This window comes from Ruegeria sp. BE10, assembly GCF_056538905.1.
The window spans coordinates 22,231-46,557 of record NZ_JBQFTX010000013.1 but is presented as its reverse complement, the minus strand read 5'-3'; the positions used below and the strand labels follow the sequence as shown (position 1 = coordinate 46,557).

21 protein-coding genes and 1 tRNA gene are annotated in these 24,327 nt (G+C 58.5%); 19 read left to right on the top strand and 3 right to left on the bottom strand.

Features of this window, described 5'->3' with window-relative positions; translation table 11 throughout:
• Window positions 1-149: 149 nt before the first annotated feature.
• From ACR0M2_RS20355 to ACR0M2_RS20285, 15 genes are all read left to right on the top strand, one after another.
• A complete protein-coding gene (locus ACR0M2_RS20355) occupies window positions 150-1,223 on the top strand; it encodes an ABC transporter ATP-binding protein (protein WP_170349505.1) in 1,074 nt (357 codons plus the stop codon).
• A 48-nt stretch (window positions 1,224-1,271) separates the two neighbouring features.
• Window positions 1,272-2,483: an ABC transporter substrate-binding protein gene (locus tag ACR0M2_RS20350; RefSeq protein WP_170349504.1), complete on the top strand. Its 1,212-nt coding sequence runs from the start codon at window positions 1,272-1,274 to the stop codon at window positions 2,481-2,483.
• 67 nt (window positions 2,484-2,550) lie between these two features.
• Window positions 2,551-3,573, top strand: a complete 1,023-nt coding sequence (locus tag ACR0M2_RS20345; protein ID WP_170349503.1) for a carbohydrate ABC transporter permease — start codon at window positions 2,551-2,553, stop codon at window positions 3,571-3,573.
• A gap of 1 nt (window position 3,574) precedes the next feature.
• Window positions 3,575-4,729 (top strand): carbohydrate ABC transporter permease, encoded by a 1,155-nt coding sequence (locus tag ACR0M2_RS20340; RefSeq protein ID WP_480706846.1) that lies wholly within the window; start codon window positions 3,575-3,577, stop codon window positions 4,727-4,729.
• Window positions 4,730-4,855: 126 nt separating this feature from the next.
• Entirely contained in the window at window positions 4,856-5,386 is a 531-nt protein-coding gene (locus ACR0M2_RS20335) for an ester cyclase (protein WP_170515252.1), read from the top strand.
• An 11-nt stretch (window positions 5,387-5,397) separates the two neighbouring features.
• Window positions 5,398-6,729 carry a histidinol dehydrogenase gene (gene hisD, locus ACR0M2_RS20330; protein WP_170349500.1) on the top strand — a complete coding sequence of 444 codons (1,332 nt, stop codon included), beginning with the start codon at window positions 5,398-5,400 and terminating at the stop codon, window positions 6,727-6,729.
• The gene (locus ACR0M2_RS20325) at window positions 6,726-7,778 is read left to right on the top strand and encodes an ester cyclase (protein ID WP_480706844.1); all 1,053 of its coding nucleotides are present in this window, start codon (window positions 6,726-6,728) and stop codon (window positions 7,776-7,778) included. The genes hisD and ACR0M2_RS20325 overlap by 4 nt, the downstream gene beginning before the upstream one ends.
• On the top strand, window positions 7,778-8,542 hold the full coding sequence (locus tag ACR0M2_RS20320) for an SDR family NAD(P)-dependent oxidoreductase (RefSeq protein WP_480706842.1): 765 nt from the start codon (window positions 7,778-7,780) through the stop codon (window positions 8,540-8,542). The genes ACR0M2_RS20325 and ACR0M2_RS20320 overlap by 1 nt, the downstream gene beginning before the upstream one ends.
• A complete protein-coding gene (locus ACR0M2_RS20315; protein ID WP_217355401.1) occupies window positions 8,542-9,585 on the top strand; it encodes a LacI family DNA-binding transcriptional regulator in 1,044 nt (347 codons plus the stop codon). The genes ACR0M2_RS20320 and ACR0M2_RS20315 overlap by 1 nt, the downstream gene beginning before the upstream one ends.
• Window positions 9,582-10,571 (top strand): nuclear transport factor 2 family protein, encoded by a 990-nt coding sequence (locus ACR0M2_RS20310; protein WP_480706840.1) that lies wholly within the window; start codon window positions 9,582-9,584, stop codon window positions 10,569-10,571. Before ACR0M2_RS20315 ends, ACR0M2_RS20310 begins: the two co-directional genes overlap by 4 nt.
• Window positions 10,572-10,723: 152 nt before the next feature.
• The gene (locus tag ACR0M2_RS20305) at window positions 10,724-11,683 is read left to right on the top strand and encodes a cupin domain-containing protein (RefSeq protein WP_170376633.1); all 960 of its coding nucleotides are present in this window, start codon (window positions 10,724-10,726) and stop codon (window positions 11,681-11,683) included.
• Window positions 11,671-12,282: a class I SAM-dependent DNA methyltransferase gene (locus tag ACR0M2_RS20300; protein ID WP_170376636.1), complete on the top strand. Its 612-nt coding sequence runs from the start codon at window positions 11,671-11,673 to the stop codon at window positions 12,280-12,282. Before ACR0M2_RS20305 ends, ACR0M2_RS20300 begins: the two co-directional genes overlap by 13 nt.
• A 10-nt stretch (window positions 12,283-12,292) precedes the next feature.
• The gene (locus ACR0M2_RS20295; RefSeq protein ID WP_170376640.1) at window positions 12,293-13,417 is read left to right on the top strand and encodes a cobalamin-independent methionine synthase II family protein; all 1,125 of its coding nucleotides are present in this window, start codon (window positions 12,293-12,295) and stop codon (window positions 13,415-13,417) included.
• A complete protein-coding gene (locus ACR0M2_RS20290; protein ID WP_170376642.1) occupies window positions 13,414-14,109 on the top strand; it encodes an alpha/beta fold hydrolase in 696 nt (231 codons plus the stop codon). The genes ACR0M2_RS20295 and ACR0M2_RS20290 overlap by 4 nt, the downstream gene beginning before the upstream one ends.
• On the top strand, window positions 14,106-14,801 hold the full coding sequence (locus ACR0M2_RS20285) for an RraA family protein (protein WP_480706838.1): 696 nt from the start codon (window positions 14,106-14,108) through the stop codon (window positions 14,799-14,801). Before ACR0M2_RS20290 ends, ACR0M2_RS20285 begins: the two co-directional genes overlap by 4 nt.
• A gap of 55 nt (window positions 14,802-14,856) precedes the next feature.
• On the opposite strand, the gene ACR0M2_RS20280 is transcribed toward ACR0M2_RS20285, so the two are convergent.
• Together ACR0M2_RS20280 and ACR0M2_RS20275 are read right to left on the bottom strand one after the other, a co-directional pair.
• Window positions 14,857-15,042 carry a hypothetical protein gene (locus tag ACR0M2_RS20280; RefSeq protein ID WP_480706836.1) on the bottom strand — a complete coding sequence of 62 codons (186 nt, stop codon included), beginning with the start codon at window positions 15,040-15,042 and terminating at the stop codon, window positions 14,857-14,859.
• Window positions 15,043-15,506: 464 nt separating this feature from the next.
• Window positions 15,507-15,593, bottom strand: a tRNA-Leu gene (locus ACR0M2_RS20275).
• Window positions 15,594-15,792: 199 nt separating this feature from the next.
• On the opposite strand from ACR0M2_RS20275, the gene ACR0M2_RS20270 reads away from it, so the two are divergent.
• The gene (locus ACR0M2_RS20270) at window positions 15,793-16,776 is read left to right on the top strand and encodes a complex I NDUFA9 subunit family protein (protein WP_480706834.1); all 984 of its coding nucleotides are present in this window, start codon (window positions 15,793-15,795) and stop codon (window positions 16,774-16,776) included.
• On the opposite strand, the gene ACR0M2_RS20265 is transcribed toward ACR0M2_RS20270, so the two are convergent.
• Window positions 16,777-17,580 carry an undecaprenyl-diphosphate phosphatase gene (locus tag ACR0M2_RS20265; RefSeq protein ID WP_425081181.1) on the bottom strand — a complete coding sequence of 268 codons (804 nt, stop codon included), beginning with the start codon at window positions 17,578-17,580 and terminating at the stop codon, window positions 16,777-16,779.
• 228 nt (window positions 17,581-17,808) lie between these two features.
• Between ACR0M2_RS20265 and ACR0M2_RS20260 the strand changes: the two genes are divergently transcribed.
• From ACR0M2_RS20260 to gltB, 3 genes are read left to right on the top strand one after another with little or no spacing between them, the layout of a single operon-like run.
• A complete protein-coding gene (locus tag ACR0M2_RS20260) occupies window positions 17,809-19,242 on the top strand; it encodes an NAD(P)-dependent oxidoreductase (protein WP_170515213.1) in 1,434 nt (477 codons plus the stop codon).
• A gap of 29 nt (window positions 19,243-19,271) precedes the next feature.
• The gene (locus tag ACR0M2_RS20255; RefSeq protein WP_170550445.1) at window positions 19,272-19,706 is read left to right on the top strand and encodes a GFA family protein; all 435 of its coding nucleotides are present in this window, start codon (window positions 19,272-19,274) and stop codon (window positions 19,704-19,706) included.
• Window positions 19,703-24,235: a glutamate synthase large subunit gene (gene gltB / locus ACR0M2_RS20250; RefSeq protein WP_170506479.1), complete on the top strand. Its 4,533-nt coding sequence runs from the start codon at window positions 19,703-19,705 to the stop codon at window positions 24,233-24,235. The genes ACR0M2_RS20255 and gltB overlap by 4 nt, the downstream gene beginning before the upstream one ends.
• Window positions 24,236-24,327 lie beyond the last annotated feature (92 nt).

Genomic DNA, 24,327 nt, shown 5'->3' with positions numbered 1-24,327 from the left:
TTATCAGTGTTTTGCGGGGTCTATTCCGCGAATTCGACTCGGTGGTTTCGCGTATTTTTGCATACGTATGCAAAAAAGTCTTGCCTGATTTGATATATGCGAATTACTGTTTTGCAAACGTATGCAAACGAATCCTTTCAGGGGGCACCATGGCGGAAATTCAATTGCGCAACGTCGGCAAGCGCTGGGGGTCATTCATTGGGGTCCACAATTTCGACCTGACCATCGCGGATCGCGAATTTCTGGTTCTGCTGGGCCCCTCGGGCTGTGGCAAGACCACCACGATGCGCATGATCGCCGGTCTTGAGGACGTCACCGAGGGCGAAATTCTGGTCGATGGCAAGGTGGTCAACGATCTGGAGCCCAAGGACCGCGATGTGGCGATGGTGTTCCAGAGCTACGCGCTCTATCCCAACATGAACGTCTACGAAAACATCCGCTTTCCTTTGAAAGTGCGCGGCATCGACCCGTCGACCCATGACGACAAGGTGCGTCGGGCGAGCGCGATGGTGGAACTGGACGATTTCTTGCACCGCAAACCCGCCGAATTGTCAGGTGGTCAGCGGCAACGTGTGGCGCTGGCCCGCGCCATCGTACGGGAACCGAACGTGTTCCTGATGGACGAGCCGTTGTCGAACCTGGATGCCAAGCTGCGTGTTTCGACCCGAGCTCAGATTAAGAACCTCAGCCACGAGCTGGCGGTGACAACCATCTACGTGACCCACGACCAGATCGAAGCGATGACGTTGGCCGACCGAGTTGTTGTGATGAAACAAGGCGTGGTGCAGCAGGTCGGCAGCCCGACCGATATTTACGACCGGCCCGCCAATACTTTTGTGGCCAGCTTTATCGGCTCACCGGCGATGAACCTGATGGATGGCGAGGTTTCGGGCGGTGTGTTCCGCGCCGAACATGTAGCGATTCCGGTCGACGCACCGGACGGTCCAATGACATTGGGCTTCCGCGCTGAAGATGCTGGCCTTGCCGAAGGGCAGGGCGAAATCACCGCACCGATCTACACGTTGGAACTGCTGGGCGATGCGACCATGATCTCGGTCCGGGTCGGCGGTGCGCTGGTATCGGTCAAAGCCGACAAGGCCTTCCGCGCCGAGATTGGAGATCCCGTCTCGTTCTCGGTGCCCAAAGAAATCTGTCACCTCTTCGAAGCTGGAAGCGGTGCGCGGATCGGGGAACAACCCCACGAACAGCCCATACGGGCTTAACACCGGTCCGGACGTCGACGACGGACCGATCCTGACAGGGAGAAACGCATGAAACTCAAGACGATCCTCATGGCAGGTGCCATGTCCATCGCGGCAAGTGGCACATGGGCTGCCTGTTCGTTTGAAAATGACGTACCGCTCAAATCGCTCTCGGCCGGTTTCGAGGCCTGGAAGGCCGTCACCGATGCGATGGCCGAATGCGGCAATTTCAATGCCTCGCTGGACCAGGAATTCCGCGAGAAACAGCCTGAGGCTTTTGCCGCCAGCCCGTCGCTCTATCAGATCGGTGGGGTGTCAAACACGACACTGATCCCGTTGCTGAATGCAGGCACGATCCGTCCGCTGGACGATCTGGTCGAGAAATACGGACAGAACCTATTGCCCAATCAGCTGATCAAGGTGGACGGCAAGACCATGGCGATTGCCATGATGGTGAACGCACAGCACATGATGTACCGCAATGACGTTCTGGCCGACCTGGGTATTGCTGAACCCGCAACCTATGATGACGTTCTGGCCGCTGCCGCCAAGATCAAAGATGCGGGTGTTATGGAATACCCGATCGGCGGCACTTTCAAGACCGGTTGGAACCTCGGTCAGGAATTCATCAACATGTATATGGGTGAAGGCGGATCTTTCTTTGGCGACGGCAACATGCCTGCGATCAATAACGAGCAGGGCGTTAAGGCGTTGGAAACCCTGAAGGCCATGACCGATTATATGGATCCGGAATATCTGGTCTCGGATTCAACTTACGTTCAGCAGCAGTTCCAGCAGGGCAAGATTGCCATGGCAAACCTGTGGGCCAGCCGCGCCGCTGCAATGAATGACGAAGCCGAAAGCCAGGTGGTGGGCAAGGTTACCATGTCGGCGGCTCCGATGGGCTCTGCTGCACCGGCCACTACAATCTGGTGGGACGGTTTCGTTCTGGCCTCGAACATGAGCGACGAAGAGGCCGACGCCGCCTTCCGCGTCATGCTTGAAGGCATGGATGAGGAAATGGTCAGTGCCAACAATGACGCTGCCGTCTGGCTGAACCCGGCCTACAAGGCAGGTGAACTGGCCGCCGGTGCGGCTGCATCCGCCCAAGCCGGGGCCAAGGCATACCCGGCTTCAGGCCCGATGGGCATCATGCACACCGCCTTGGGCAACGGTCTGGCTGATTTCATGACCGGCGCCAAGGACGCGCAAACCACACTGGCCGATATCGAGGCGGATTACATCACCGCCGCCAAAGAAGCCGGTTTGATCAACAACTGATCCTCCCGCGGGAGGGCCTCGGTCCTCCTGCACTCTTCCCTTTGAGAACCATGAGAAAGGCAGAGCCATGAATTTCCGGACATTTGCCGCCTTTGTTGGCCCCTCTGTCTTTATGATGCTTCTCTTTATCGCGTTCCCGCTGATCAGCGTGTTCAAGCAGAGTTTCTATGTCACCCAACCGATCTATGAGACGGTTGAAGTTGAAACCTGCACCCCCGGCTTTCTGACCCAGACCTGTGTGACCGAGACGGTTTCGCAACCCCAACTCGACGAAGAGGGCAAAGTCATCATGCAGACCCAGTATGTCGGGCTGGAAAGCTATCGCAACGTGCTGGAGCCTGAACGTGCATGGCGCGCGATCAGCGAGGGCAGCTGGAATGTGTTGTCCACCATCAACTTCTGGAAAGCGCTGCGGTTCACGCTGACGTTCACGCTGATCACCCTGCCGCTGGTCATCGTCTGCGGGCTGGGGATCGCCGTTTTGATCAACAATGCCGCGCAGGCGATAAAAGGGCCTGTTATCTTTATTTCGCTGTTGCCCTTCATCATTACCCCGGTGATCGGGGTGCTGTCGGTCAACTGGCTGTTTCGCGGCGACGGTATCCTGACGGCGCTGCTGGAGTGGTGGTTGAACCGCGATATCGCGCTGTTTGCGCAGGCCTGGACAATTGAGGTGCTGATGATGCTGTACCGCGTCTGGCACGTCGCCCCCTTTGCCGCCATCGTGTTTTATGCCGGTTTGCAAACGGTCAATCAGGACAGCCTGGAAAGTGCTGTGATTGACGGCGCAACCCGGTGGCAGCGGATGAAATACATCGTCATCCCGCATCTGATGCCGCTGATCATCTTTGTGTCGATGATCCACTTGATGGACAGCTATCGGGTGTTCGAAGAGATCGTCGGTTTCGCCAGCCAAGGCTATGTCATCTCGTTGCAGTGGTTGACCTATGACTTCCTGGTGCCTGATCAGGCGGGCAACCGTTCGATCAGCCGGGCCTCGGCCAGCGCCATGCTGACCATGATCGGCATTGCCATCCTTCTTATCTTCCCGCTGCGCCGGACATGGCGCGATCACAAAGGAGGTCACTGACATGTCCTCGCGCGCGCTTCGCCAACCGCTCAGCCTGCGGCTGACTTCAAACATCTTCCTGGCCTTCTGGTGCATAGTCGCCATCTTCCCGATCTTCTGGATCACGGTGATGAGTTTCAAATCCCCGGTCGATGCCTTTGACGGCAACGCGTTGAACGTGATCTTCGGACCGGCGACGCTGGCCAATGGCAAGGGGATTTCGCTGCTGGATATCATTCTGGGGATCGGGGTGATCTGGGGCACGATTGCTCTGGTGACCAAGAAGATGCCCGCGATGATCAAAGCCTATTCCAAAGAAGGTCAGGAGTGGTTTGGCTGGGTGATTGGCATTCTGGCCACCGTGGTGGCCTTTCTGATCGTATTCTTCGTGATCCTGCCTGCCATTCTGAGCATACTGAACCCGCTCTTTGGCCCTCTGGGGCGGGACATATTGGGGCTGACGACCGAACACTATAAAACCGTTTGGATCGACCGGGGTTTTTCGAACAACTTCAAGAACTCGCTGATCGTAACCACGGGGGTTGTTGTTCTTTCGCTGTCGGTCGGGACACTGGCGGGTTACGGGCTGGCGCGGTCGGGTTCGACTCTGGCGTTCTGGCTGCTGATCGTCGCGCTGATCTTCCGCGCGCTGCCGCCCTCGGCGCTGGTGGCCAGCTATCTGCCGGTCTTCATCAGCTCATCCGAATGGTTGGCGCCGATCTTGGGGGAAAACGCACCGACGCTGTACGGCAAGCCTTTCGCGGTGATTGCGGTGCTGGTGGCGATCAACCAGCCTTTTACGATCTGGATGCTGCGGTCATTCTTCCAGAATATCCCGGCCGAACTGGATGAGGCCGCGCGCGTTGATGGCTGCAATCACTTCCAGGCGTTCCGACGCGTGATCATGCCGGTGATGTGGCCGGGCGTGATCACCACCGGGCTGTTCAGCTTCCTGCTGGCGTATAACGACATCCTCGTCACGTCGCTGCTGCTGGATGCGCAGAACCAGACCATGGTTCCCGCCATTGTCGGCATGTTCAACCGCGAGACCACGACAACCGACCAGGTGGTCGCCGTGGCTGCCGCCGTATCGATCACCGCGCCGCTGATCTTTCTTGTTCTGATCTTCCAGCGCCAGATCGTCAGCGGTCTGACCGCCGGAGCGGTGAAAGGGTAATGAGCAAGAACGCACGCCATAACGCCCTGTCGCGCCACCCGGCGCTGAACAGGATGCCCAGGGATTTTCTGAGCATTGGGGTTTCTTGACCCAATCCCTCCCTCGGCAACCTGAAAGGATAGAAAGATGAAAGGTTCCCGCCCCGAACAAGCGGTTCTAACCCGCGACACGGACCTAGACAAAACCGAAGACACGCGCCGCGTGATCGAAACCATGGTCGATGGCCTGAATGACCACCGCATTGATGACATTGGCGAGTTCTTTGCTCAGGGCTTTCGCTGGATGGGCAATCAGGGCTGTGGCACCAAGACTGGTCTGAAAGAGTTTCAGGACAACTGGCAGCGCCCGTTTCAGGCCGCGTTCTCGGACAAGACCTGCATTGATGAGGCCCGCCTGTATATGGGCGAATGGGCCGCAGCGTTTGGCCGCCAAGAGGCGACCCATTCCGGTGAGTTTCTGGGCATCGCCCCCACCGGCAAACGGGTCGAGATCCGGTACATGGATTTCTGGAAAGTGGTCGATGGCAAGATCGTCGACAACTGGGTGAACGTCGATTTCGCACATGTCGCGGCGCAGCTGGGTGTCGATCTGTTCAACGGGGAAGGCTGGGAAGCTTTTGACCGGGGTGAAAAAGTAGCGCCCCGGCCGGAAAACTGAGGATTGGAAACATGACAATCGAGTATCTCAAACGCGGTAAATCTGATGCTGACCGGGCCGAAGATGACGCCAAAACCCGCGCTGTGGTCGAAGCGACCCTGAAAGACATCGAAACCCGTGGCGATGTGGCCGTGCGCGAGCTGAGCGAAAAGTTCGACAATTATTCGCCTCCGTCGTTCCGCCTGTCTCAGCAGGACATTGACGACCTCATCGGGCAACTGACCGACCGTGAACTGGCCGATATCAAATTCGCGCAGGAACAGGTGCGCAACTTTGCGCAAGCGCAGCGCGATTCCATGGTGGATATCGAGGTCGAAACCCTGCCCGGCGTCATTCTGGGCCACAAGAACATCCCCGTACAGTCGGTGGGATGCTATGTGCCCGGTGGCAAATTCCCGATGGTCGCCTCGGCGCATATGTCGGTGGCGACGGCTTCGGTGGCGGGCGTGCCGCGCATCATCGCCTGTACACCTCCGTTCAATGGCAAGCCGAACGCAGCGGTGATTGCCGCGATGCATCTCGGCGGCGCCCATGAGATCTATGTCATGGGCGGCATTCAGGCCATCGGCGCGATGGCGTTGGGCACTGAAACGATTGACCCCGTGCATATGCTGGTCGGTCCGGGCAACGCCTTTGTGGCCGAAGCCAAGCGGCAACTGTTCGGTCGTGTCGGCATTGACCTGTTCGCTGGCCCGACCGAGACCATGGTCATCGCCGACGAGACTGCCGCCGATGCGGAACTCTGCGCGACCGACCTGCTGGGTCAGGCGGAACACGGCTATAACAGTCCTTGCGTGCTGCTGACCAACTCGCGCAAATTGGCCGAGGACACGATGGCCGAGGTCGACCGTCTGCTGGGTATTCTGCCCACGGCAGGCACCGCGAAAGTATCGTGGGACGAATATGGCGAAGTGATCGTTTGCGACACATATGATGAGATGCTGCAGGTCGCCGATGATATCGCATCCGAGCATGTGCAGGTGATGACAGATAGGGATGATTGGTTCCTTGAGAACATGACCTGCTATGGCGCGTTGTTTCTTGGTCCGCGCACCAATGTTTCGAACGGGGATAAGGTGATCGGAACAAACCACACCCTGCCAACGAAGAAAGCCGGTCGCTATACTGGCGGTCTTTGGGTGGGTAAGTATCTGAAAACGCATAGCTATCAAAAGGTTCTGACCGACGAGGCGGCGACGTTGATTGGCGAATATGGGTCGCGTCTGTGCATGCTTGAAGGTTTTGTGGGCCATGCTGAACAGTGCAACGTGCGGGTGCGCCGCTATGGCGGTATCAACGTGCCTTACGGCAAGCCCGCACCGTATCGGGATGCCGCTGAATGAGTGACAAGCACACACAGCATAAGGCCCTGATCGCTTTGCTCAGGGCCGCGATGTATGACTTTTCCGAAGCCGGCGTCCGCAAGGCGCTGGCTGAGGTCACGACATCGGATGCAGTGTTCCACCTATGCCATCCCTTTGGTGACAGTATCGGCAGCGATGCATATTACGACTGCGCCTACAAGGGCCTGCTGGACGCATGGCCCGATCTGGAGCGTCGCGACTATATCGTCATGGCCGGGCCGGACGAAAACGGCGCGGATTGGGTCGGGTGCGGGGGGTATTACACCGGTACCTTCACCGGGCCTTGGCTGGATATCCCGCCGACGGGCCATCAGGTCACCATGCGGTTCCACGAATTCTATCGTTTCGTGGACGGACAGGTCGTTGAGGTTCAGGCGCTCTGGGACATCCCTGAGGTGATGATGCAGGCCAACGCCTGGCCGATGGCCCCCAGCCTTGGCCGAGAATGGCATGTGCCCGGACCAGCCACTCAGGACGGGTTCGTGCCCGGACCTTACGATGCGGCCAAGGGCAAGGCGACGTGCCAACACATTATCGACATGCTGGAACACTTGAAAAAACACCCATCACAAGGTGGCCCCGAAGTGATGGAGATGAAGCGGTTCTGGCATCCACGCATGAACTGGTACGGGCCTTCGGGCATCGGCACCGGGCGCGGTTACGCAGGGTTTCGCAACTGGCATCAGATTCCGTTCCTGAACGGCATGCCGGATCGCGGGCAGTATGTGGACGACATCACCTATCATTTCTTTGGTGATGGCGAGTATGCGGCTGTTACCGGCTGGCCGAACATGATCCAGACGGTTACCCATGACGGATGGATGGGGATTGCGCCCTCGGGCAAGAAAATCGCCATGTGCAGTCTGGATTTCTGGCGATTGGAAAACGGGCGCATACGCGAAAACTGGGTGCTGGTCGATCTTCTGGATGCCTACCGCCAGCTTGGCGTTGACGTTTTCGCCCGTCTGCGTGAATTCAACAAGGCCCGGAATCTGGGCCGCATTGAAACGCCTGATGGAATGAGCTGATGACTGACCTGCCCCGCACCCCTTCGTTTTCGCTGAACGGCAAAACCGCCCTTGTGACCGGCGCGTCCTCGGGGATTGGACAGGGCTGTGCGGTGGCCTTGGCCGAGGCCGGGGCGCATGTGGTCTGCGCCGCGCGTGGGGCAGACCGGCTGGCTGAAACCGTCGCGGCGTTGCAGGCGCAGGGCTGGTCGACCGAAGCTGTGGTTGTGGATCAGGGCGATTTGAATGCCCTGCAGCAGCTGTTTGATGGGCGCGTCTTTGACGTCGTGGTGAATTCCGCCGGAACCGCGCGCCACAGCGCGGCGATCGACACCACGCCCGAGGATTTCGATGCGGTCACGGATGTAAATCTGCGGTCGGCTTATTTCCTGTCGGCCTATGCGGCCAAGGCATTGATTGCGACGGGCAGGCCGGGCTCGATCATCCATATCTCAAGCCAGATGGGCCATGTCGGCGGGGTCGATCGGGCGCTGTATTGTGCCACCAAGCACGGGCTTGAGGGTATGGTCAAAGCCATGGCGATCGAATGGGGCAAGCAGCGCATCCGTATCAATACTGTCTGCCCGACCTTCATCCGCACGCCGCTGACGCAAGCCACTTTCGACAACCCCGAACGCGCCGCCTGGATCATGGAAAAGATCAAGCTGGACCGTGTGGGCGAGGTCGAGGATATCATGGGCGCGGTCACCTACCTGGCCTCGGACGCCTCGGCGCTGGTGACCGGAACCTCGATGTTGATTGACGGGGGGTGGACAGCGGATTGATGGCAGAAAAAGTCACATCTCTTCAGGTTGCGCAACTGGCAGGCGTCAGTCAGTCGGCGGTCAGCCGAGTGTTCACGCCGGGTGCCTCGGTCAGCAAAAAGACTGAAGAAAAGGTGCGCAAGGCGGCGGCAGAGCTGGGGTATCGACCCAATGTTCTGGCGCGCGCAATGGTGTCGGGCAAAAGCCGTATCATCGGTCTGGTGGTCGCCTATCTGGACAACTACTTCTATCCCGAAGCGCTTGAGAAACTGTCCAACGCCCTGCAAGAACAGGGGTATCACGTGCTGATCTTCATGGCTTCGCGCACAGCGGGTAACATTGATGACGTGATGGAGGAAATCCTCGACTATCAGGTGGATGGCGTTGTTTTGGCTTCGGTTGCGATGTCGTCAGATATTGCAACGCGCTGTCAGCAGGCGGGTGTACCCGTTGTGCTGTTCAACCGAAGTCAGGACCTGGACGGGATCACGTCGGTCACGTCTGACAATTATGCCGGTGGCCGCAAGGTGGCCGAGTTCCTGGTTGCCGCTGGCCACAGTCGCATTGCTTACATCGCGGGTTGGCAGGGTGCCTCGACCCAGCGTGACCGCGAGGCCGGGTTCCGGGCGGCATTGGCTGAGGCCGGTGAGACCGTGTTTGCCCATGGTGTGGGTGAGTTTCACACGGAAAATGCCCGAACGGCTGCACGTCGCATGTTTGATGTTGCACCGGATGACAGGCCTGATGCCGTGTTCGTGGCAAATGATCATATGGCGCTGGCCGTCATGGATGTCATCCGCTTTGAGCTTGGCCTGCGTGTGCCCGAAGATGTCTCGGTGATCGGATACGATGATGTCCCGCAGGCGGGGTGGCTTGCCTATAACCTCACGACGATCCGACAGCGGGCCAATCTGATGGTTTCTGAAACCGTAGACGCGCTTTTGGATCATATCGAAAACCCGGCAGCCGCCGCGGCGCGCAAGGTGGCCATAGACGGGCCGCTGATTGTACGTACCTCGGCCCGGTTGCCAAAAGGGTGGACCCCACAAAGGACAGACATATGAAAGGCTTCGATCCGAAGTTTCGGGATTTTCCCGACTATATTATCGGTATCACCAAGGAAATTTGGGAAGACCGGGGCATCGCCACGCTGCATGACTATTACAGCAAGGATATCGTCGTGCGCTCGCCTGGATCTGTGGTTCTGGGCAATCAGAACGTCATCGGCGCCACCATGGCAACACTGGCTGAGTTTCCGGATCGGCAGCTGTTGGGCGAGGATGTGATCTGGTCCGGCACGCCGGAAGAGGGGATGTTAAGCTCGCATCGGATTATCTCCACCGCGACGCATTTGGCCGAAGGGGTGTATGGCCAGCCGACCGGCACAAAGCTGCGCTATCGGATTCTGGCCGACTGTCACGCCAAAGATAATCAGATCGACGATGAATGGTTGATCCGCGATCAGGGTGCCATCATCCGGCAGATGGGCTGGGACCCCAAGGAATACGCTGCCGACCTGATCGCGCGCGAGGGTGGGCCAGAGAACTGCGTCAAACCGCTGACGCCAGAAACCGACCAGCCCGGCCCTTATAAAGGCAAGGGCAATGACAATGAATGGGGTCAGCGCTATGCCTATATCCTGACCAAGATCATGAATGCCGATATGGGCGTGATCGAGGCCGAGTATGACCGCGCCGTGCAATCGGAATATGTCGGCGGTGTCACTGGCCATGGCTGGGATGCGGTGGATCGGTTCTGGATGGGTCTGCGGGCCAGCTTCCCCAATGCGGAATTCAAGGTTGAACACCAGATTGGTCGCGATGATCCGAACATGCCGCCCCGTGCTGCCGTGCGCTGGAGCCTGTGGGGTAAACATGATGGCTGGGGTGCATTTGGCGCCCCAACCGGCGCGCAGGTCTATGTTCTGGGCATCAGCCATGCTGAGTTTGGTGCGCTGATCGGCGGTCAGCCACAGCTGCGGCGCGAGTACACGCTGTTCGACGAAACTTCGGTCTGGAAACAGATCCTGCTGCAGGGTGGAGAGGGCTAGGTGACCGCGATGGTCTCATCCCTGAACGCCAGCCAGACTGCACGGCGCTATCATACCCATCGTGCGTCGCTGCGCGCACGACGTCTGAACAATCGGCCTCCGGGGGGCGGGAATTGATCCCATCTTTCCCCCAAATCCAAGGAGACACCGTCATGAGTACTATTCAACAACGCATCGTCCGTTATGGCGAGCTGCAACCCTGTAAAACCGCCTTTATCGACGCTCACACTCCGGGCAGCGATCAGAAAGAGAACTTTACCATCATCGGTGGCGGCGTGTCGGAATCGCCCGATCAGCACGTCCACATCACCGACAAGATCGGCTTTAACATCGGCGCGGCGGGACAGCCGCCGAAATGCCGAAACTCGCTGCACAGCCACACCACGGCCGAGGTGTTCTTTGTCGCGAAAGGCCGCTGGCGGTTCTTTTGGGGACGCTATGGCACAGCCGGAGAATTCATTGCCGAAGAGGGGGATATCTTTAACATCCCCACAGGTATCTTCCGTGGGTTCGAGAATGTCGGTCAGGACTACGGCATGATCATGTCGATCCTCGGTGGCGATGATGCCGGTGGCGGTGTCACATGGGCCCCGCAGGTGATCGAGGACGCACAGGCGCATGGTCTGATGTTGGGCGACAACGGTGTGCTTTATGACAGCAAAAAGGGTCAGGAACTGCCCCACAATGTCCGGCCGATGTCCTTGTTGAACGAAGCAGAGTTGCAAGCCTATCCCGAGGTGCCGGTCGACGCGGTGATCGGCAAATACGTCGCCCGCTATTGGGACCTGATGGCGCTGGGCGCTGAAAAACCTGCGCTGGTGATTGGTGAGACCGGTCTTATCAAGGACAAGCCGGGGTTCGAGGTTGATTTCCTGACCCGTGGTTCGGCTGTGAATGATCCGGTCAAAGCTGAAAAGCCTGTGGTTCTGATGCCGGCCAGCGGCCATTGGCGTATCACCGTAGACGGATATGAGGTCACATTGTCAAACGGCGATACCGCGCTGGTTATGCCGGGTGAGGCTTACACCGTCGCGCCGTCCATGACCGGGCAGGCAGGCCTGTACCGCATCACGGCGACCGATGACCCCGCCGGGGCCACATGGGTCGGATGACCGTCGATCCGAACGATACCCACGCCGTTTATGAACGGCAGGCCAAAGCCTATGACGAGCAACGCTCGCGGGCTTTGTTCGAAGCGCGCTGGCTGGCGCGCTTCACCGCCAGTCTGAAGCCCGGCGATCACGTCCTTGATCTGGGCTGCGGCACTGGTGAGCCCATTGCCCGATGGTTCAAGGCCGAAGGTTTCACCGTCACAGGTGTCGATTTTTCCGAGGCCATGCTTGAGATCGCCCGCAGCCGCTGGCCTGATGGAGATTGGCGACAGGCCGACATGCGGGATTTCGAGCTGGACCAGAGCTTTGATGGTATTGTCGCCTGGAACAGCTTTTTCCACCTGACTGCTGACGAGCAGAAGAGCTGTATCGCCCGAATGGCCCGCCATCTGCGCAAGGGCGGAATGTTGATGCTGACCGTTGGCCCCAGCGCGGGCGAGGAACAGGGAACTGTTGGCGGCGAACCCGTGTATCACGCCTCGCTCTCACCCGCCGGTTACGCCACCTGCCTTGAAGAAAACGGGATGATCATGACAGGGTTTTTGGCCAAGGACCCGGAAACCCAAAGCCATACTGTGCTGATGGCACGCAAGAATTAACGGAGGTTCCATGACCGTAAAGACAACACATGTCGGATCCTTGCCACGAACTCAGGATGTGGTGGATTTCATTTTTGCGCGCGAGCGGGAGGAACCCTTTGACCCCGCTGCCTTTGACGCCTGCATGACCAAGGCCGTGTCCGAGACCGTGCGCAAACAGGTCGAAGCCGGTGTGCAGATCGTCAGTGACGGCGAAACCTCGAAGATCTCTTATGCCACCTATGTCAAAGACCGTTACACCGGGTTTTCGGGCGATAGCCCGCGTAATGCGCCCGCCGATCTGAAGATGTTCCCCGGTTTTCTGCAACGGCTGGCTGATGATGGCGGTACACCCCAATACGCGCGGCCTCAATGTACCGGCGAGGTGCGGTCGAAAGGGCAGGGTGAGCTTGAGAAGGACATCGCCAACCTCAAGGCTGCGATGGTGCAGCACGAGGCCGAGCGGGGCTTTATGAATGCCGCCTCGCCAGGGGTTATCTCGCTGTTTCTGCAGAACGATTTCTACCCCACGCGTGAGGCTTATCTGGCCGCGCTGGCCGATGCGATGAAGGAGGAATACGAAACCATCGTGGCCGCCGGGTTGGATTTGCAGCTGGATTGCCCTGATCTGGCCCTGTCGCGGCACATGCTGTTCACCGACCTGACTGATGAAGAGTTCGTCAAGATCGCCGACATGCATGTCGAGGCCCTGAACCACGCGCTGCAGAATGTTCCGCAGGACCGGGTGCGGGTGCATATCTGCTGGGGCAATTACGAAGGGCCACATTGTTGTGACATCGCCATGGATAAGGTGTTCAGCACTCTGATGGCGACCAAATCCCGCTACGTGCTGTTTGAAACCTCGAACCCGCGCCACGCCCATGAATGGACCGTGTTCCGCGACCGTAATTCCGAGATTCCGGACGACAAGGTTCTGGTACCCGGTGTGGTCGACACCACCACCAATTTCGTCGAACACCCTGAATTGGTGGCACAGCGGATCAAGCGGTTTACCGATATCGTCGGCGCTGACCGGGTGATCGCAGGCAGCGATTGTGGGTTTGGCACCTTTGCAGGCTTTGGCGCGGTGGATCCCGATATTGCCTATGCCAAGCTGACGGCTTTGTCCGAGGGTGCAAAACTGGCTTCGGCATGACACCGTTGGTTCTTTTGCCGGGTATGATGTGTGATGCTCGGTTGTTTCAGCCGCAGATCGCTGCGTTGTCCGGGTCACGGCCGCTGATGACCTTCCCGCTGGTGACGCAGGACAGTGTTCAGGAGATGGCAGCCGAAATCTTGTCAAACGCACCGTCGGTCTTTGCGCTAGCCGGCCTGTCGATGGGCGGCATCATTGCGATGGAGGTGGTGCGGGAAGCCCCGGATCGCGTTGAACGGTTGGCGTTGATGGACACCAATCCTTTGGCCGAAAAGTCCGATGTCAAAGCCCGGCGTGGGCCGCAGATGAAGGCCGTTCAGGAAGGTCAGTTGCGGCAGGTGATGCGCGACGAGATGAAGCCCAATTACTTGGCCGACGGTCCGCATCAGGGGGCCATTCTGGACCTATGCATGGCGATGGCCGTTGATCTGGGTCCGGACGTATTCCTTCGCCAATCCCGCGCTTTGATGGATCGCCCGGACCAGACCGAAACACTGGCCGTCTACACGGGTCCCTCACTGGTGATGTGCGGGCGCGAGGATGGCCTGTGTCCGGTCGAGCGACACCAGTTGATGCACGACCTTCTGCCCAACAGCACGTTACAAATCATCGAAGAGGCCGGGCACCTGCCCACTCTGGAACAACCCAATGACACAACAGCGGCCCTGATCCGCTGGCTGGAGGCCCCATGACACCTTCCCTTCTGACCCTGTTGCGCAAGGTTGACACCCCCACCGTCTGCAACGCCATCGAGGTGGCGCAGGGCAAGCGCGGATTTGACGGCTTCTCGCGCGGCACCATGCTGTGTTCGGCCCCGTCGGAACCTGCGATCGTGGGCTATGCCCGTACGGCAATGATCGCCGCTGTGCAGCCTCCGTCCGAGGCGCCCGAGGTCATCAGGGAACGCCGGATGGCCTATTACAAATACATGGCCGAAGGTCCCGCACCCTCGGTTGCGGTGATCGAGGATGTCGATTTCCCCAACTGTATCGGTGCCTATTGGGGTGAGATCAACACCACCGTACACAAGGGGTTCGGCATGTCCGGTGCGCTGACCAACGGTGTCATGCGCGACCTTGGCGATCTGCCCCAGGAGTTCCCGGTGGTTGCCGGATCGGTCGGGCCAAGCCATGGATTTGTCCACGTGCGCGCGGTCGATACGCCGGTCTCGATCTTTGGTCTTTCGGTCAATCCTGGTGATCTGATCCATGCCGATCAGCACGGAGCGCTGGTGATACCAGAAGATGTTGTTGACCAACTAGAGGGCGCAATCCAGAAATTGCTGTCCACCGAACGCATCGTCCTCGACGCTGCCGAACAGCCGGGGTTTGATTTCAATGCGTTTCAATCCGCTTGGGAAAAGTTCGAAAAATCCCGGGTCTGACAGGGTAAGCTTGACCCGTTCAAACGGAGGGCTCTAAACCGTCGTTGGTATGCCATCACCGGCGTCGCGATGGCAGGTCCGCCCGCTTTTCTTCCAGCACGTTTCGAAAGAGCACCTTGAGTTCAGATTTCTTCACCAGGGGCAGCCTGCGCCGATAATCCGAAGACAGGTCATCTTCTGAAACGTCCATCCGGTGCGCTTTCATTAACTTGAAGCGACTAAGAAACGAAATTTTCTTCATTGTTGCGGTCCTTCAAATTCAAAGCCTAAAATTTGCCGCTGCGGACCCGACCCGAACCCTATGGTCGAGAGCTCGAGGATCATTAATCCGTGAGTGATGATCCGCAGCGACAGGGCGCATTTAGGCAAGTCGTTTGCCACCGTAAGGGGGAAGAATCCGGGTTTTTGCGTCATTTATTAACCGACCAGTCAAAAAATGATTGGAAAGCTTACCTTTACGTAAAGATGCTCACTCACCCGGCCCGTTTTCGTGACGTAGCGTCACGAAAGATGCGGGTCTCGCTAAGGCCTGAACGGGACCATTTAGCCAGTCTGTCTCCGCAGGAATCTGGCAAAGCATAGCCCTAAGGGAGAGACGTCCAATAGATAGAAATTGGGGGAATACGTCACCCGAACACGTATTTGATACGATCAGAGACACGTATTTGATACGATCAGAGACAAGCCAAAAATCTGTCGGGGATTTGGTGCCCAGGAGAGGACTCGAACCTCCACGTCCATACGGACACTAGCACCTGAAGCTAGCGCGTCTACCAATTCCGCCACCTGGGCAGGTGTCGTGGAGCGGCGTTTAAGCCTACTGACGGGGGGCGTCAACCAGATTCGGGAAGATTTTCACAAGTTTTTTGACCCACCTCCGAAACGCTTGGGAAATTGCCGGGGTTTTCGCGGACGCGCGGCGTTATTGCGCCTTGTTTGCCGGGGCTTTGGGCGGTAGATCGGATCAAGACCAATCAGCAGGAGCCCTCGCATGTCCAAACTGGTCACGATTTATGGCGGATCGGGATTTGTCGGTCGGTATATCGCCCGGCGTATGGCAAATGAAGGATGGCGTGTGCGGGTCGCAGTGCGGCGCCCGAATGAGGCGATGTTCGTCAAGCCTTATGGCGTGGTTGGTCAGGTTGAACCCATTTTGTGCAACATCCGCGATGATGCGTCGGTTGCTGCCGTGATGCATGGGGCTGATGCGGTGGTGAACTGCGTGGGTGTGCTGAACGAACTAGGTAAGAACGAATTTGACGCGGTACAGGCCGAAGGGGCTGAGCGGATCGCGCGCATCGCTGCCGAACAGGGTGTTGCGCGGATGGTGCATATCTCGGCCATCGGCGCGGACGCCACGTCCAAAAGCGAGTATTCCCGCACCAAAGCAAAGGGCGAGGCCGGTGTGCTGGCGCATATGCCGAACGCGGTGATCCTGCGCCCGTCGGTTATTTTCGGAACCGAGGACCAGTTCTTTAACCGCTTTGCCGGGATGACCCGGATGGGGCCGTTCCTGCCCTTGGTCGGCGCAGAGACCAAGTTCCAGCCGGTCTATGTGGATGATGTCGCCAAGGCCGCCGTGCAGGGCGTTCTGGGGCAGGCCGAGGGTGGCACTTATGAGCTGGGCGGCCCAGAGGTGAAATCCTTCCGCGCGCTGATGCAGCAGATGCTGGGGGTGATTCACCGCCGCCGGGTGATTGTTGGTGTGCCGTTCTGGGCCGCCCGGATCATGGCGGGTGTGCTGGATATAGCCAAATTTGTCAGTTTTCAGCTGTTTCCCAACCACATTCTGACGCGCGATCAGCTGACGAATCTGCGCCGGGACAATGTGGTGTCGGGCGATGCCAAAGGATTTGGCGACTTGGGGATCGAACCGGCTACTTTGGAATCCATCTTGCCGGACTACCTGTGGAAGTTCCGTCCCTCGGGCCAGTATGATGAGATCCAGAAATCGGCAGACAACCTGCGTACCTGATCAGCTATAGGCAATCACCAGCAGGATTGCCCCAAGAATCACGCGATATATTACATAAGGCGTAAAGCTGACGCTGCGCAGCAGGCGCATCATCAGGGACAGCGCCAATAAGGCCGAGATAAAGGCAAAAAAAGCGGCTATGGCACCGTCCTTAGCCAGTTGGGCATCCGCCTCGCGGATCACCTGTGTCGACAGTAATACGCCCGAGGCCAGAATCGTCGGGATCGACATCAGCATCGCGATCCGCGCGCCGTCTTCGCGGCTATACCCCAGGTGCCGCGCGCCGGTGATGGTGATGCCTGACCGCGAGGTGCCGGGGATCAACGCAAGAACCTGCCACAATCCCATGATGACCGCATCGCGCGGGCCCCAATCGTTGGTTTTCTTGGTTTGGGGGCCCTTTTGGTCCATCCAATACAGTAACAATCCGAAGCCCAGCATGGTCCAGCCAATCACCGCCATCGAGCGGAGGGACTGGCTGAGCCCGGTTGTGAACAAAATGGCACCGACAATGACCGTGGGAATCGTTGCGATGATCAGGCTCATCGCCAGCCGTGCTTGCGGGGTGTCGATCTGCCCGGTCAGGGCGCGTGGCAGGCCGGCAGCGGCCTGTTTCACATCGGACCAGAAATACAGGATAACCGCGCCCAACGTGCCGACATGCACGGCGACGTCGATGGCCAGCCCCTGATCTTCCATTCCGGTCAAGCTGGGCAGCAGGATCAGGTGACCCGAGGAAGAGATCGGCAAAAACTCAGTTATCCCCTGAATAATCGCCGCGAGAATCAACTGAAAAAGACTCATTTAACCTGCCGTGCTGCCGCCGCGTATTGTTAGGGGAATGGGTATAAGTGCGGTGCCGAAAAGGAAAGCATGTAAAAAGGTCCGAATCGGAACTAAAAATGATGACATTTTCCAATTACTTTTCCTGACGCCGTGTATTTTTTCAATTTAGGTCAGCACAATTGACTTTTAATCCGGTAAGGTATCTCTTAAACAGGCGCGACCAAGCCAATTCATGGAGTCTGACCCGTGGCCAAGCAACCGATGCTGAAATTTGTGCAGATCGACCGCGTCATGCCTGAAAAGCGTGCCGCCGATGACCGCAAAGAAGACTTTGATGAAATCTATGCTGAATACGCCGCGGCCAAGGCGGAAGAACAGGCTAGTCGCTGCAGCCAATGCGGTGTGCCGTATTGCCAGTCGCATTGCCCGCTGCACAACAACATCCCCGATTGGCTGCGCCTGACCGCCACGGGCCGTCTGGAGGAGGCGTATCAGACCAGCCAGGCCACCAATACCTTCCCGGAAATCTGCGGCCGCATTTGCCCTCAGGATCGTCTTTGCGAAGGCAATTGTGTGATCGAACAATCAGGCCACGGCACGGTTACCATCGGCACGATTGAGAAGTACATCACGGACACTGCCTGGGACAAAGGCTGGGTGACCCCCGTGGCACCTGGTGCCGAGCGCAGCGAAAGCGTCGGTATCATAGGCGGCGGACCCGGTGGATTGGCGGCTGCGGACATGCTGCGCCGAGCTGGCATTCAGGTCACTGTGTATGATCGTCACGACCGTGCCGGTGGCCTGTTGATGTACGGTATTCCAGGCTTCAAGCTGGAAAAGGACATTGTTCAGCGTCGCAACGATTTGCTGGCAGATGGCGGGGTCAAGTTCGAGCTGAACTGCGACGTGGACGCCGCCAAATTCGACGACATTCGCGCCAAGCATGATGCTGTGATCATCGCAACCGGGGTCTATAAATCCCGTGATCTGTCCATGCCAGGCAGTGGCCTGAATGGTATCGAAATTGCCATTGATTTCCTGACCGCTTCGAACCGCAAAAGCTTTGGTGACGCGGTCGAGGATTTCGACAATGGCCGACTGAATGCCAACGGTAAAAAAGTTGTTGTGATTGGTGGCGGCGATACCGCGATGGACTGCGTACGCACCTCGGTCCGTCAAGGGGCGACCTCGGTCAAATGCCTGTACCGCCGTGACCGGGCAAACATGCCGGGATCGCAGCGTGAAACGCAGAATGCCGAGGAAGAAGGCGTGATCTTTGAATGGCTGAGCGCCCCCAAAGGGTTCACCGGCGATGACAAGGTTTCTGGCGTGATGGTGCAAAAGATGCGTCTGGGTCAGCCAGATGCCACTGGCCGCCAAGCCCCCGAGGTCATCGAAGGTGCGGACTATGTCGAGGAGGCCGATCTGGTCATCAAGGCTCTGGGCTTTGAGCCCGAAGACCTGCCTACGCTGTTTGGTCAGCCCGACCTGCCCGTGACCCGTTGGGGAACCGTTAAGGCCGCGTTCCAAACCGGCGAAACCGAGATGGACGGTGTCTATGCCATTGGTGACATCGTGCGTGGCGCCTCGCTGGTGGTCTGGGCGATCCGTGACGGCCGCGACTGTGCCGATGCGATCATCGACAGGTTTAACAGCAAGGCTGCCGTCGCAGCCGAGTAACACCCAGCCCAGCGACAGGAGGGTCAGGAATGCCTGAACTGCAAGGCCAATGCATGTGCGGTGCGGTCACCGTCACCGCCACCCCGGCGAAGGATGCGCTGGGTGCCTGTCATTGCGACCAGTGCCGCCGGTGGACCAGTTCAATGCTGGTGAGTTTTCAAGCTGAAGAAGGGTATGCCGCCTTGGGACCGGTCAAGACCTTTACCTCGTCCGACTGGGCCGAGCGCGCCTTTTGCGCCGAATGCGGCTCGGCCCTGTGGTACCGGGTCACCGCGCCCGGCGACATGCACGGACACACAGAAATGGCAGCGGGCCTGTTCGAAGATACTGGTCACGGACTGCAACTGGAACTTTTTATCGACAAAAAGCCCAAAGGATATGCGTTCGCAGGTGAGCGCAAGCAAATGACCAAAGCCGAGGTCGAGGCGATGTTTGCCCCCTCGGAAGAAGGAGACAGCCAATGACCAAATATGATGCCGATTGGGTACGGGCCGAAGAAGCCAAACGTGAATGGATGGCAAAAAACGGTCTCTATTCCGAGGAAGAAGAGCATTCTTCCTGTGGCGTGGGTCTTGTTGTATCCGTTGACGGCAAAGCATCACGCAAGGTTGTCGACGCCGGTATTGATGCGCTGAAAGCGATCTGGCACCGCGGCGCCGTGGATGCTGATGGCAAGACCGGCGATGGTGCGGGCATCCACGTGCAGATCCCGGTTCGTTTTTTCTATGATCAGATCCGCCGCACAGGTCATGAGCCCAATCTGGACCAGTTGATCGCTGTCGGTCAGGTGTTTCTGCCTCGTACTGATTTCGGCGCGCAGGAACAGTGCCGGACCATCGTAGAAACCGAAGTTCTGCGCATGGGCTATTACATCTACGGCTGGCGACACGTGCCAGTCGATGTAACCTGCTTGGGTGAAAAGGCCAACGCGACCCGGCCCGAGATCGAACAGATCCTGATCTCGAACTCGAAAGGTGTAGATGAAGAGACGTTCGAGCGTGAGCTGTACGTCATCCGTCGCCGTATTGAAAAAGCTGCCGCCGCTTCCGGGATTTCGGACCTGTATCTGGCGTCGCTGAGCTGCCGCTCGATCATCTATAAAGGCATGATGCTGGCTGAGCAGGTCGCGGTTTTCTACCCCGACCTGATGGATGAGCGGTTCGAATCCGCCTTTGCGATCTATCACCAGCGTTATTCAACCAACACCTTCCCGCAATGGTGGTTGGCGCAACCGTTCCGGATGCTGGCTCATAATGGTGAAATCAACACCCTGAAGGGCAACGTCAACTGGATGAAAAGTCATGAGATCCGCATGGCCAGTGGCACCTTTGGCGACTATGCCGAAGACATCAAGCCGATCATCGCAGGTGGATCGTCAGATTCGGCCGCATTAGACTCGGTTTTCGAGGTTCTGGTGCGCGCGGGCCGCTCGGCCCCGATGGCGAAAACCATGCTGGTGCCGGAAAGTTGGTCCAAGCAGGCGGTGGAACTGCCGCAGGCCTGGCGTGACATGTATTCCTACTGCAACTCGGTGATGGAGCCGTGGGACGGTCCCGCCGCGCTGGCGATGACCGATGGCCGCTGGGTCTGTGCCGGTCTGGACCGGAACGGGTTGCGCCCGATGCGCTATGTGGTGACGGGCGATGGTCTGGTGATTGCGGGCTCTGAGGCTGGTATGGTGCCGATTGATGAGGCCACTGTGACCGAAAAAGGCGCGCTGGGTCCGGGGCAGATGCTGGCCGTGGATATGAAGAAGGGCAAGCTGTTCCGTGACAAGCAAATCAAGGACAAGCTGGCGCGCGCCCTGCCGTTCGGCGACTGGGTAGGCAAAATCAACGATCTGGACACTACGCTGGGCAGTGTAACCGAACAGCCCTTGTTTAGGGGTGAGGAACTGCGCAAGCGTCAGATCGCGGCTGGATATTCGGTCGAAGAACTTGAGCAGATCCTTGCACCCATGGCCGAGGACGGCAAAGAGGCTTTGGCCTCGATGGGGGATGACACGCCTTCGGCTGTGCTGTCAAAGCAGTACCGTCCGCTGAGCCATTTCTTCCGGCAGAATTTCAGCCAGGTGACCAACCCGCCCATCGACAGCTTGCGCGAATACCGCGTGATGTCGTTGAAGACGCGGTTCGGGAACCTCAAGAACGTGCTGGACGAGGACAGTAGCCAGACCGAGATCATCGTTCTGGAAAGCCCTTTTGTCGGCAACGCTCAGTGGGAAATTCTGGCCGAAAACTTCAACGCGCCGCTGGCTGAGATCGATTGCAGCTTTGAACCCGGTGAGGGCGCGCTGGACCGCGCTTTGATCCGTATTAGAGCCGAAGCGGAAGAGGCCGTGCGTTCTGGTGCAGGGCATCTGGTGCTGACCGATCAGTATTCCGGGCCGGACAAAGTGGCGATGCCGATGATCCTGGCCACAAGCGCGGTACACAGCCATCTGACACGTCAGGGTCTGCGGACCTTCAGCTCGCTCAACGTGCGGTCGGCGGAATGTATCGACCCGCACTATTTTGCCGTGTTGATTGGCTGTGGCGCGACAGTTGTGAACGCCTACCTGGCCGAGGATTCGCTGGCCGACCGCATTGAACGTGGCCTGTTGGATGGCACGCTGACCGAAAATGTGGCCCGCTATCGCGAGGCAATCGATCAGGGTCTTCTCAAGATCATGGCCAAGATGGGTATCTCGGTTGTCTCCTCTTACCGAGGCGGTCTAAACTTTGAGGCCGTTGGTCTGAGCCGTGCCATGGTGGCCGAGTATTTCCCGGGCATGATCAGCCGTATCTCGGGCATCGGGATTCACGGCATCCGCGTCAAAGCCGAAGAAATTCACGCCAAGGGTTGGGACAGCGGTCTGGATGTGCTGCCCATCGGTGGTTTCTACAAAGCACGCAAGTCGGGTGAGACTCACGCGTGGGAAGCAACCTCGATGCATATGATGCAGATGGCCTGTAATAGGGCCTCATATGAATTGTGGAAGCAATATTCGACCAAGATGCAGTCGAACCCGCCGATCCATCTGCGCGACCTGATGGATTTCAAACCCATGGGCAAACCGGTGCCGATCGAAGAGGTGGAATCGATCACCTCGATCCGCAAACGCTTTGTCACGCCGGGTATGTCGCTGGGCGCACTCAGCCCCGAGGCGCACAAGACGCTGAACGTAGCGATGAACCGGATCGGTGCGAAATCCGACTCGGGCGAGGGTGGTGAAGATCCGGCGCATTTCGTGCCGGAACCCAATGGCGACAATCCGTCGGCCAAGATCAAACAGGTGGCGTCGGGCCGGTTCGGTGTGACTGCGGAATACCTGAATCAATGTGAAGAGCTGGAGATCAAGGTCGCCCAAGGTGCGAAACCGGGTGAGGGTGGTCAGCTGCCGGGCATGAAGGTCACCGACCTGATCGCGCGTTTACGCCATTCGACCAAGGGTGTGACGCTGATCTCGCCGCCGCCGCACCACGATATCTACTCGATCGAGGATCTGGCGCAGCTGATCTATGATCTGAAACAGATCAACCCGCGCTGCAAGGTGACGGTGAAACTGGTGGCGTCTTCGGGCGTTGGCACGATTGCCGCGGGTGTGGCCAAGGCCAAGGCGGATGTGATCCTGATCTCGGGCCACAACGGTGGTACAGGTGCGTCGCCCGCGACGTCGATCAAATATGCCGGTTTGCCGTGGGAGATGGGCCTGACCGAGGCGCATCAAGTTCTGGCAATGAATAACCTGCGCGATCGCGTCACTCTGCGGACCGATGGTGGTCTGCGGACTGGTCGCGATATCGTCATGGCCGCGATGATGGGGGCCGAGGAATACGGCATCGGCACTGCCGCCCTGATCGCGATGGGCTGTATCATGGTGCGTCAGTGCCAGTCGAACACCTGCCCGGTTGGTGTCTGTACGCAGGACGAGGACCTGCGCGCCAAATTCACCGGCAACGCAGACAAGGTGGTGAACCTGATCACCTTCTACGCGCAGGAAGTGCGTGAGCTGCTGGCCAGCCTCGGCGCGCGCTCGATTGATGAGATCATCGGCCGGGCCGACCTGTTGGCGCAGGTCAGCCGTGGATCGGCGCATCTGGACGATCTGGACCTCAACCCGCTGCTGATCACCGTCGATGGCGCGCATGATATCGTCTACAACCGCGACAAGGACCGTAACGCGGTGCCGGATACGCTGGACGCTGAAATCGTGCGGGATGCCGCGCGGTTCCTGAAAGACGGCGAGAAAATGCAGCTGTCCTATGCGGTGCAGAACACGCACCGAACTGTGGGCACCCGCGTCTCAAGCCATATCGTGCAGAACTTTGGCATGCGGAACACGTTCCAGTCCGATCACCTACACGTCAAACTGCAAGGCTCGGCCGGTCAGTCGCTGGGGGCGTTTGCAGCACCGGGGTTGAAGCTGGAAGTGTCGGGTGACGCCAATGACTATGTCGGCAAGGGTTTGTCGGGCGGCACCATCGTCGTGCGCCCACCACAGGTCAGCCCGCTGAAGGCGGATGACAACACCATCATCGGCAACACCGTCCTGTACGGCGCCACCGATGGCCACCTGTTTGCCGCAGGTCGCGCGGGCGAGCGATTCGCGGTGCGCAACTCGGGCGCGAAGGTTGTGATCGAGGGCTGCGGTTCGAACGGGTGTGAATACATGACCGGCGGAATCGCGGTGATCCTGGGTGATATTGGTGCCAACTTTGGCGCGGGCATGACCGGCGGTATGGCCTATCTGTACGACCCTGAAGGCAAGGCGCAGGCGCTGATGAACATGGAAACGCTGGTGACCTGCCCGGTGACCGTCGACCATTGGGAAGATCAGCTGAAATCGCTGATCGAAACCCATCAGGCCGAAACCTTCAGCCGCAAGGCCGCCGACATTCTGCAGCATTGGGATGTTGAAAAGGCCAACTTCTTGCAGGTTTGCCCAAAAGAGATGCTGAACAAGCTCAGCCATCCTCTGACCACCGAAGCAACGGCTGTTCCGGCTGAATAACAGGTTGCAACAGACCAGACCCAAACCCGCGCGCCAATTGGCAGCGCGGGTTTTCTTATACCTCTATTCCGACAACACCCGTTTCAAACGCG

Excerpts from the sequence above, each read along its gene's own strand:
- ACR0M2_RS20295 (WP_170376640.1), top strand. The coding sequence starts at position 12,293 with ATGACCGTAAAGACAACACATGTCGGATCCTTGCCACGAACTCAGGAT.
- ACR0M2_RS20315 (WP_217355401.1), top strand. The coding sequence starts at position 8,542 with ATGGCAGAAAAAGTCACATCTCTTCAGGTTGCGCAACTGGCAGGCGTC.
- ACR0M2_RS20325 (WP_480706844.1), top strand. The coding sequence starts at position 6,726 with ATGAGTGACAAGCACACACAGCATAAGGCCCTGATCGCTTTGCTCAGG.
- ACR0M2_RS20290 (WP_170376642.1), top strand. The coding sequence starts at position 13,414 with ATGACACCGTTGGTTCTTTTGCCGGGTATGATGTGTGATGCTCGGTTG.
- ACR0M2_RS20280 (WP_480706836.1), bottom strand. The coding sequence starts at position 15,042 with ATGAAGAAAATTTCGTTTCTTAGTCGCTTCAAGTTAATGAAAGCGCAC.
- ACR0M2_RS20285 (WP_480706838.1), top strand. The coding sequence starts at position 14,106 with ATGACACCTTCCCTTCTGACCCTGTTGCGCAAGGTTGACACCCCCACC.
- ACR0M2_RS20335 (WP_170515252.1), top strand. The coding sequence starts at position 4,856 with ATGAAAGGTTCCCGCCCCGAACAAGCGGTTCTAACCCGCGACACGGAC.
- ACR0M2_RS20255 (WP_170550445.1), top strand. The coding sequence starts at position 19,272 with ATGCCTGAACTGCAAGGCCAATGCATGTGCGGTGCGGTCACCGTCACC.
- ACR0M2_RS20305 (WP_170376633.1), top strand. The coding sequence starts at position 10,724 with ATGAGTACTATTCAACAACGCATCGTCCGTTATGGCGAGCTGCAACCC.
- ACR0M2_RS20355 (WP_170349505.1), top strand. The coding sequence starts at position 150 with ATGGCGGAAATTCAATTGCGCAACGTCGGCAAGCGCTGGGGGTCATTC.
- ACR0M2_RS20310 (WP_480706840.1), top strand. The coding sequence starts at position 9,582 with ATGAAAGGCTTCGATCCGAAGTTTCGGGATTTTCCCGACTATATTATC.
- ACR0M2_RS20350 (WP_170349504.1), top strand. The coding sequence starts at position 1,272 with ATGAAACTCAAGACGATCCTCATGGCAGGTGCCATGTCCATCGCGGCA.
- ACR0M2_RS20265 (WP_425081181.1), bottom strand. The coding sequence starts at position 17,580 with ATGAGTCTTTTTCAGTTGATTCTCGCGGCGATTATTCAGGGGATAACT.
- ACR0M2_RS20345 (WP_170349503.1), top strand. The coding sequence starts at position 2,551 with ATGAATTTCCGGACATTTGCCGCCTTTGTTGGCCCCTCTGTCTTTATG.
- gltB (WP_170506479.1), top strand. The coding sequence starts at position 19,703 with ATGACCAAATATGATGCCGATTGGGTACGGGCCGAAGAAGCCAAACGT.
- ACR0M2_RS20320 (WP_480706842.1), top strand. The coding sequence starts at position 7,778 with ATGACTGACCTGCCCCGCACCCCTTCGTTTTCGCTGAACGGCAAAACC.
- ACR0M2_RS20340 (WP_480706846.1), top strand. The coding sequence starts at position 3,575 with ATGTCCTCGCGCGCGCTTCGCCAACCGCTCAGCCTGCGGCTGACTTCA.
- ACR0M2_RS20270 (WP_480706834.1), top strand. The coding sequence starts at position 15,793 with ATGTCCAAACTGGTCACGATTTATGGCGGATCGGGATTTGTCGGTCGG.
- hisD (WP_170349500.1), top strand. The coding sequence starts at position 5,398 with ATGACAATCGAGTATCTCAAACGCGGTAAATCTGATGCTGACCGGGCC.
- ACR0M2_RS20300 (WP_170376636.1), top strand. The coding sequence starts at position 11,671 with ATGGGTCGGATGACCGTCGATCCGAACGATACCCACGCCGTTTATGAA.